The following is a 7,316-nucleotide window of genomic DNA, read 5'->3' as shown; positions in this document are numbered from 1 at the left end:
AGCCTGCCATCGCTGGCAATTGGGCCAGTCTGCTCCTGCCGATCGAGGCGGACGATAGCATCGAATTCGCCAAGCTTGGCGATGAAATCGATATTCTGATCGACGCGGATGTCGATGGTATCTATTCGAATGGTACTGCTGGAGAGTTCCACAATCAGACCGAAGAGGAATTCGATCGCATCCAGCTGATACTGGCGCAACGCTGCCAAGCGGCGCGAATGCCCTTTGTCATTGGCGCCTGTCAGCCCGATCCGGCGATCATGCTCAACCGCGTGCGCCGCGCCGCATCACTTCGTCCGGCCGGAATCCAGGTCATTTTGCCGGATTGGTGGCCCGTCACCAATCCGGAAGCGATCGATTTTCTGAACAGAACATCTGAAACGGCAAACGGCATTCCGCTGATCCTCTACAATCCCCCGCATGCAAAACGTGTTCTCGCCCCGAACGAACTCGCGATGATCTTGGCTTCGGCACCCGGTGTAACCGGCGTGAAGCTCGCGGATGGCGGCAGTGACTGGTACGCAAGGGCGCGTGAATATTTGCACGGTATTTCACTCTTTGTTCCCGGGCATCATCTCGCCACCGGCTTCAAGGAAGGCGTCGCGGCGGGTTCGTTTTCCAATGTCGCATGCCTCAGCCCACGCGGCGCACAGCGATGGACGCGATTGATGAATGAAGACATCGATGCGGCGCTCGAAATTGAACAGCGGATCTGCCGGTTCATGGATGAGCATATCGTCCCGTTCCGGCAGAAGGCCGGCTATTCGAATGCGGCGCTCGATAAGCTGCTGGCCGCGATCGGCAACTGGGGGCCGGTAGGAACGCGGCTGCGCTTTCCCTATCGCTGGATCGCCGAGGGCGAAGCCGACCGTTTGCGGGAAGTCGCGAAGCAAGAGCTGGCGGATATGCTGACGTGATCAGGTCTATCAATGGGAGAGTCATAAGTGAGGCCCAGATTGCCGCATGGGTTTTGATGCCATGGACGATACTGAGCCTCTGTCGGGATGCCTGTTGGAACCTGTCCAATGCTGTCTCGGCACTTCTAAAACGCGTTGCCGCCGAGATAGTTCCACGAAATTCAGAAAAAATGATGACCTAATGCGAGAGGGATTTCCTTATTTCGAACAGCGCCTTGGCGATTGCGATGTCGGCCTCTGAGCCAGCCGTCTCTGCTGTTTGCTGAAGAAATTGTTCCCCGAGCTCGGACAGGGCGAGCGCTACCTCGTACGGATCCCAGCCGGCGTTCAAGGCCTGGTCGGCCAGATATTCAAAGGCTGGCCTGAGGGCGTCCTTGCATTCCGTTGTTCTGTCCGATTGATTGTCGGAGCTTTTTGTTGGTTCCATCATCATCATAGCCGCAATCTTACGTCCCAACTGAACGGTTACAACGTGTCAAATGGAGGTAACAGTTCAGTAAATGGAGTAGGCAGGCCTTAGTTCAGGCTAAATATGTTGTCCAAGGGGACAGCTAATCTGCCCATGCTGCGCGGCCGGCGCTTTACGCCGCTTCCGCCAAATACCATCGGCTATAGAGCTCGCGCTCCAGTTTTGCGAGGTCGGCATCGACCAGAGTGCGGTCAGCGTCGTGAAGCAGGTACACAGCGCCACTCTTTTCAATGCAATATAGACCGTCGGCGTAGACATAGCCTTCGCCTTGGCACAAACCGATCGCATAGAGGTCATCGCTATAATCGCGCGAAGCCCGGAACTCTTCGAACGTCATTGCGGTCATTTCAGTCATCCTTCCAAGACGCCATTGTCGTCATTGGATAGTCTGAACCGATTCGCCCATCCAAAATCAACTCATTGTCGGTTTTGGATGCTCATACCCACTACATTTTGTTGCTGCACGTTGGTGCGGTGGAGCTGTTAGACAGCGCTGGAGGTGAAAGCACCTAAATGTGAAGCACACCAATCGTTATACCGAGGCTGAGGCCAATGGTGAAAACGGTCAGGCAATTGAAAGCTGTCAGGCGCATGAGGTTGTTCCCCCGTCATTGTTGTTTGCCGGTACATCATCTGACAAATGCGCCGCGCCGACAATCGCCCCAAAAGGATGAAGTCAGGCGAGCGGCGTGATCGTGGTGTCAAATGCATCGTGAAGCGTGGCTGCGTCAACAAAAAGCCAATAACAACAACAGACTAGCAAATGGGGGTGACGGAAGAGGTGAGATTCGAACTCCCCGCACGACGGTTTTTAAGAAAAGAACTCGTCTGTACGTCATTTGCGCGGTTTGTCGGCGTTTGCGCTAACGTGCAGATTTTACTGCCTTTTCTCATGCGGCGATTTTCTCTCGTTTCGCCTTTTGCATTTCATTGCGCCAATTTTCAAAACCAAGCTGGCGCAGATTTGGCGCAGGTCGTGGCCTCTATTTGCCCGAAATGACGCGAAAATGCTGGCCCATACGCTTCGATGCATCGCTGTCCTTGCCAGTAATTTTCTTGGCGTAAACATTCATCGTGAATGAAGGGTTTGCGTGGCCGAGCATGTCCGAGACCGTCTTGATATCAGTATTGTCGGCGACAAGCTGGCTGGCAAAGCCGTGGCGATAGCCGTGCACCGGCTGGACGCCAGGAGTGACTTTTGCCTGCCGCTGGAATTGCCGCATGCGGGTCGTCAGCTTGCCGGGAAGAAGAGGCAATCCCCCGAAGTCCAGACGGGCAGCGGAGTGCTGGAGGCGAGCTACGTCAAGTGCGCACTAGACACAAGAACGGACGAAATGAGACTCTGCCGGTTTGTAGGTCAAGAAATGCCTGCACAATGTTCAATTGGCGAGTAGAAAAAATACCTGGATGCAGATCTCATCGCCTAAAAGAGTTTTCAGCGGCTGCGATCAAGTCGCGGCTCCCATTCCCGCCGTCTGCTGCGTGATCCATACAGTACCATTCCACTCGGCCATTCGACTGCTGGAAGCGGCGATAACTAAAGTTGGCGCAGCCGTTGTGGTCGCATTTTGGAATTACCCCTTGGCCAAGGGGTATGATGGACTGATTGGGCGACGTTTGCTGTGACTGGATTAGTATATGTGTATACCGGTCCGCTAACTCGAAGGCCTCGTTTTCCGACATTGTTTTATGTGGTGGCCATCTAATCGTTGGACTATTCAGCGGATGCACTTGCCGCAAAATTCCAGGTTCGGAATGCGCTTTCAGATAGCGACTAAGTTTTCTATCGCCTGAAAAAGAATGGATCAGTACGTCTCGTGCAAGTCGTGGCTTGTCCCTGCGGTTTCGTATCTGGTTGCACCCCATATTTTCCTAACGACAATGGTCGGTGGAAATATCCTGTGAAGCCGTCGAATGGTGGAGGCAACCAACGCCGTTTAGGCTTGCTTCGTGCTGGTTCCGGCAACTCCATGGAGGACTGGCGCCTCACCAGTCTCTGCAGTTGGACCGGCTCGTAGCTCCACGACAATATTCCACAGGATCGCTGCAAGCACCAATGCACCGCCTACGAACGTTTCCGTCGCAGGCATCTCATCGAAAAAGAACCAGACCCAGAGCGGAGCCATTGGCATTTCCGCCGAGCTGAGCAGAGTGGCTTGAGCGGCGGGCAGGCGCCGTGCGCCCATCGTGTAGATCCCGAGGGCAACACCTTGCGTGATGATTCCAAAAAGACCGAGTAGGGCCATCTCGCCGATAGGGACATTGAATGGATCAGCGAAAAAGAACGCAAAAATGGCCGCCATGAAGCAGGCGAGAGCCACGGATTCTAGCATTGGTGTGTCGCGATAGCGGCGCATGATGACGGTCATCATGGCGATCGCGAAGGCTACGTAGACCATCGCAAGATCGCCTTTCAGATGCCCGCCACCCGCGGTGACGGTACCGCTTACGGTCACGACAACACCCACGATGGCAGCGAATGTGCAGAAAACCGTACTGACACCGGGCCGCTCCCGAAACCATACCCAGGCAAGAATAGCTGCCATGAAAGGAACCGTGGAGTAGATGACACCACCATTGGCGATGGTGGTGTTCTGCATGGAATAAATGGAGGAGAAAAGGCCAGTAGCGATGAGTGTGGTTATCGCGACGCCGGCTGGCGCCATGGTTCGTCGCCATTCGAACGACCAACGCTTCCGTTCGATCATGGCGAGAGCAATGATTGACGGTCCACCAAAGATGCAGCGCCAAAAAACGACATTCCATATGTCGACGTCAGGTACCATGCGCACGAACAAGCCCATGGTACTCCACGCGAGCGCAGAGGTGAGAACGAGCAGGATGCCTAACCAAGCGTCACGACGGCTGCCCGTATTGACGTCCACTGCACTTACCAAGGACGACCCCAATTGGACTGCGCATGTTACGCGCGCATGGCAATACTGCGCCGCGGTCCCCAGGGGGTCAAGCAGAGTTTAAAATGGCCAAAGATTGAGGGCGCGGCGGCCATTTTGGCTCCTCTCGGGCAAACCGGCTTTGGCAGGAGGGAAGCTCCGACCTATCGCGGTCGCGCGTGCCTTCGCCGGTGGCGCCGACGGCCCACAGCCTCACCGCCGTGTCGAAGGTCTTGCCCTGCCACCAGTCGGGATAGCGGCCGGTTAGGTGGATCGCCCATTCGGCGCTGTGTGGGCTGTGGCTCTCAGAGCAATTACGTCAGCGACAAAAACAAGCAACGCGAATTCCGCTTCTTGAAGACGAATGGCTACGATAAAGTCCGCAGAGATCGACTTGCGCAGAAGCGGCTCGGCCATGCACGTGGCTTCGCCGCTGACGTGGTGTGGACCATGGCGCTCATTGATCCATCGACCGTGGTCTCCTGCATTCGCAGCGAATTGGCATGGGGGCGGATTATGGTAGTGAATTTGAGCGATGCCGCCAAGGCGGCTCTCTTCTATGTGATCGCCTTGTCGCTCGCCGGAGCAATTGCGGCCACCACATCGACTTGGGGGCCCTCGACCCCACACGTTACAATGCTAACTCCCGCCGCCGCCGTACTCGTCATGATGCTTCTGGTCACCGATGATGGACGGCACCGGGCCGCTTGGACTTCGCTCGATCTGCACAAGGCTGGCCTAAACGGTTGGCCCTTCGCGATCATGGTTCCCACGCTGGTGCTCGGCGGCACATATGCTGTGACTTGGGTTAGCGGCCTTGCCGAGATACACGCTCAAGTCACCAACGGGCTACTGAAATTCGTCCTTGTGGCGTTGCTCGGTCTGGCGTTCAGTACGTTCTTCGCGATGGGCGAGGAAATCGGCTGGCGCGGATATATGCTACCTCGCCTCAAGACGCTCGGCGTCTTCAGGGCCATGCTTGTGGTTGGCTTCCTGCAGGGTGTATGGCATCTGCCGATAATGCTCGCCACGCCATGGTACCATCCCAGCGGTAGCAAATTTATTGTCGTGCCGCTGTTTCTGGTGACACTCACGCTTGCTGGCGTTCTGTTCGGCTACCTGAGATTCACAACCGGTAGCGTGTGGCCATGCGCGATTGCTCATGCGGTCTACAATGTTGCTTGGGATACTCTGACAGGTATCACAGTTGCTTCGTCGCCAGAGACGCGCGAATATGTAGCCGGCGAAAGCGGAATATTGCCGATCCTCGGGCTCTCGGTTGTAGCGGCATGGATTTTGTCTGCTCGTCGCACCACTGTCATTTCTGCGTCTAGTTACACCTCTGGTGAATCCACCGCTTCGGCAAAGAGTCGAAGGTAAAGCCGCGCGCGTCGTGGACAACGGCGGACCGACTCATGACCAGCTCGTCGCGGGGTTTCTTTGGCTAAAACTCCAAGACCGGTCGGAATTCTCCTTCATATTCATCAGCATAACTATCTGTAAAGGCTCATGAATATGGCTAGCGTATGATTTGGAACAAATCTTGTCGTCGCCCCTGATTGCTCGAATCTGTTAGTTTTCTCAGTTTTCGAGCAGTGCGAAAAATAATGACCTTCACCATGCTTATTTTTCCAGCTGACCGATCTGTCCATCCAAAAACAAAAGATCCTTGGGTAGGCTCGCGTTGTACGGCGAAAGTTTCATGAGCTTTTCGATGATCTCGCGTCCCTGGCGGAAAACTCGGAGCGCATCGTCGCGGTTACCCCGCACAGCATAAACCATGCCCAAGTGCTCATAGCTCTTAGCAAGGTCGCGCTGCCAGACGGCATTGCGGGTCGGCCTTTACAAGGCGGTCCCTGATGGCCAGCGAGGCCTGGAAGCTCGCCAGCGCCCCCGTCAGATTGCGTTGGATGAACTGCACTTCGCCGATGCTGTTTTCCGCGTAGGCGAGGTCGCTCTGCCAGCCTGCGGTACCGGGGTCGGCCTTCGCAAGGCGATCAAAAATGGAGTGCGAGGCCCGGTAGCTCGCCAGCGCCCCCATCAGGTAGTGCAGCGCGCGCTGCGCGCTGGTGATCTTGTCGAACGAGACGGCGAGATCGTGCTGCCAGTCGGAATTGCCGGGGTCGGCATTCGCAAGGCGGACGGTAATGGCCAGCTTGGCCTGGTAGCTCACCAGCGCCCCATCAGGTTTCCCTGCATGCCCTGCAGGTTGCCGATCCTCTCGTGCGAGACGCTGAGGTCGCGTTGCCAGCCGGCGTTGCTGGGGTCGGCCTTTGCCAGCCGCGCGGCAATGTCCAGCGAGGCCTGGTGGCTCGCCAGCGCCCCCGACAGGTTGCCCTGCGCGATCTGCACGTCGCCGATCTTCTCGTGCGAGATCAAGAGGTCTCGCTGCCATTCGGAATTGCCCGGCTCCGCCTTCGCCAGGCGGTCAGCAATGGCGAAGGCGCGCGCAAATGCGGCGCTCGCCTGTTCAAGCCGCCCTGCCTCGATCGACATATCGCCTAAGTCGATCCAATTTTCGAAGTTGTCCGGGTCGAGTTCGGCCGCCCGCGCATACAGATCGGCGGCCTTGGCTACATTGGTGAGGCGAGAAAAAGCCGCAATATTTCGGGCGACGCTAGCAGCCTCACGGTTGGCAGCCTGCCCCTCACGGGCTTTCTCTTCCAGAATAGCATTGAACAAATCCTCGGCAGCGCGCGTGTCGCCTTTCTTTAATGCTGCAAATGCGCGTTTGGAGCGTTCGTCTGTGCTCTTTGCCAGGTCTGTGACTGCTTCTGCAATGCGCTCGCTGGCGCGGGCTTTGTCTTCCGGGGAAGGCGGCTGAGCAGCCTGAGCAGCCTGCATGTCGGTAATCTTCGCCAGGATTTCCTTCGACAGCTCGTGCGTCGCCTCGATCTTTGTCAGCGCACGGTAGCGACGCGGAACACCTTGCCAGAGCCCGAGTGCGAGCAATCCGATCGCAACGACACGCACCAGCTTGGGGACAAGGCGTGTCCAGGTCCATCTCAAGCGGGTACGTGCGCAGTTGGCCCGCGT

Annotated in this window: 8 protein-coding genes; 2 read left to right on the top strand and 6 right to left on the bottom strand. The window is 56.6% G+C overall.

Annotated features, from left to right (window positions below):
* Positions 1-8 precede the first annotated feature (8 nt).
* A complete protein-coding gene (locus AAAC48_RS13865; RefSeq protein ID WP_340654736.1) occupies positions 9-917 on the top strand; it encodes a dihydrodipicolinate synthase family protein in 909 nt (302 codons plus the stop codon).
* A 178-nt stretch (positions 918-1,095) separates the two neighbouring features.
* Here AAAC48_RS13865 and AAAC48_RS13860 read toward each other — a convergent pair whose 3' ends face one another.
* The 4 genes from AAAC48_RS13860 to AAAC48_RS13845 all read right to left on the bottom strand — a co-directional run bounded on the left by AAAC48_RS13860 (position 1,096) and on the right by AAAC48_RS13845 (position 4,283).
* Positions 1,096-1,353: a hypothetical protein gene (locus tag AAAC48_RS13860; RefSeq protein ID WP_340654735.1), complete on the bottom strand. Its 258-nt coding sequence runs from the start codon at positions 1,351-1,353 to the stop codon at positions 1,096-1,098.
* Between the two features lie 145 nt (positions 1,354-1,498).
* Positions 1,499-1,732, bottom strand: a complete 234-nt coding sequence (locus AAAC48_RS13855) for a hypothetical protein (RefSeq protein ID WP_340654734.1) — start codon at positions 1,730-1,732, stop codon at positions 1,499-1,501.
* Positions 1,733-2,369: 637 nt separating this feature from the next.
* On the bottom strand, positions 2,370-2,642 hold the full coding sequence (locus AAAC48_RS13850) for a tyrosine-type recombinase/integrase (protein ID WP_340654733.1): 273 nt from the start codon (positions 2,640-2,642) through the stop codon (positions 2,370-2,372).
* Between the two features lie 681 nt (positions 2,643-3,323).
* Positions 3,324-4,283, bottom strand: a complete 960-nt coding sequence (locus AAAC48_RS13845) for a DMT family transporter (protein ID WP_340654732.1) — start codon at positions 4,281-4,283, stop codon at positions 3,324-3,326.
* 351 nt (positions 4,284-4,634) lie between these two features.
* Here AAAC48_RS13845 and AAAC48_RS13840 point away from each other — a divergent pair, with 351 nt between their 5' ends.
* The gene (locus AAAC48_RS13840) at positions 4,635-5,660 is read left to right on the top strand and encodes a CPBP family intramembrane glutamic endopeptidase (protein WP_340654731.1); all 1,026 of its coding nucleotides are present in this window, start codon (positions 4,635-4,637) and stop codon (positions 5,658-5,660) included.
* Between the two features lie 421 nt (positions 5,661-6,081).
* Here the strand turns inward: AAAC48_RS13840 and AAAC48_RS13835 are convergent, their stop codons facing one another.
* Complete coding sequence (locus tag AAAC48_RS13835; protein ID WP_340654730.1) at positions 6,082-6,453, bottom strand: hypothetical protein; 372 nt, start codon at positions 6,451-6,453, stop codon at positions 6,082-6,084.
* On the bottom strand, positions 6,450-7,316 hold an 867-nt coding region (locus tag AAAC48_RS13830; RefSeq protein WP_340654729.1), incomplete at its 5' end, for a tetratricopeptide repeat protein. The genes AAAC48_RS13830 and AAAC48_RS13835, both read right to left, overlap by 4 nt.

Origin of the sequence: Phyllobacterium sp. (assembly GCF_037994405.1) — a bacterium.
Taxonomy (GTDB): Bacteria; Pseudomonadota; Alphaproteobacteria; order Rhizobiales; family Rhizobiaceae; genus Phyllobacterium.
This window is presented reverse-complemented; position numbering and strand designations above follow the sequence as displayed.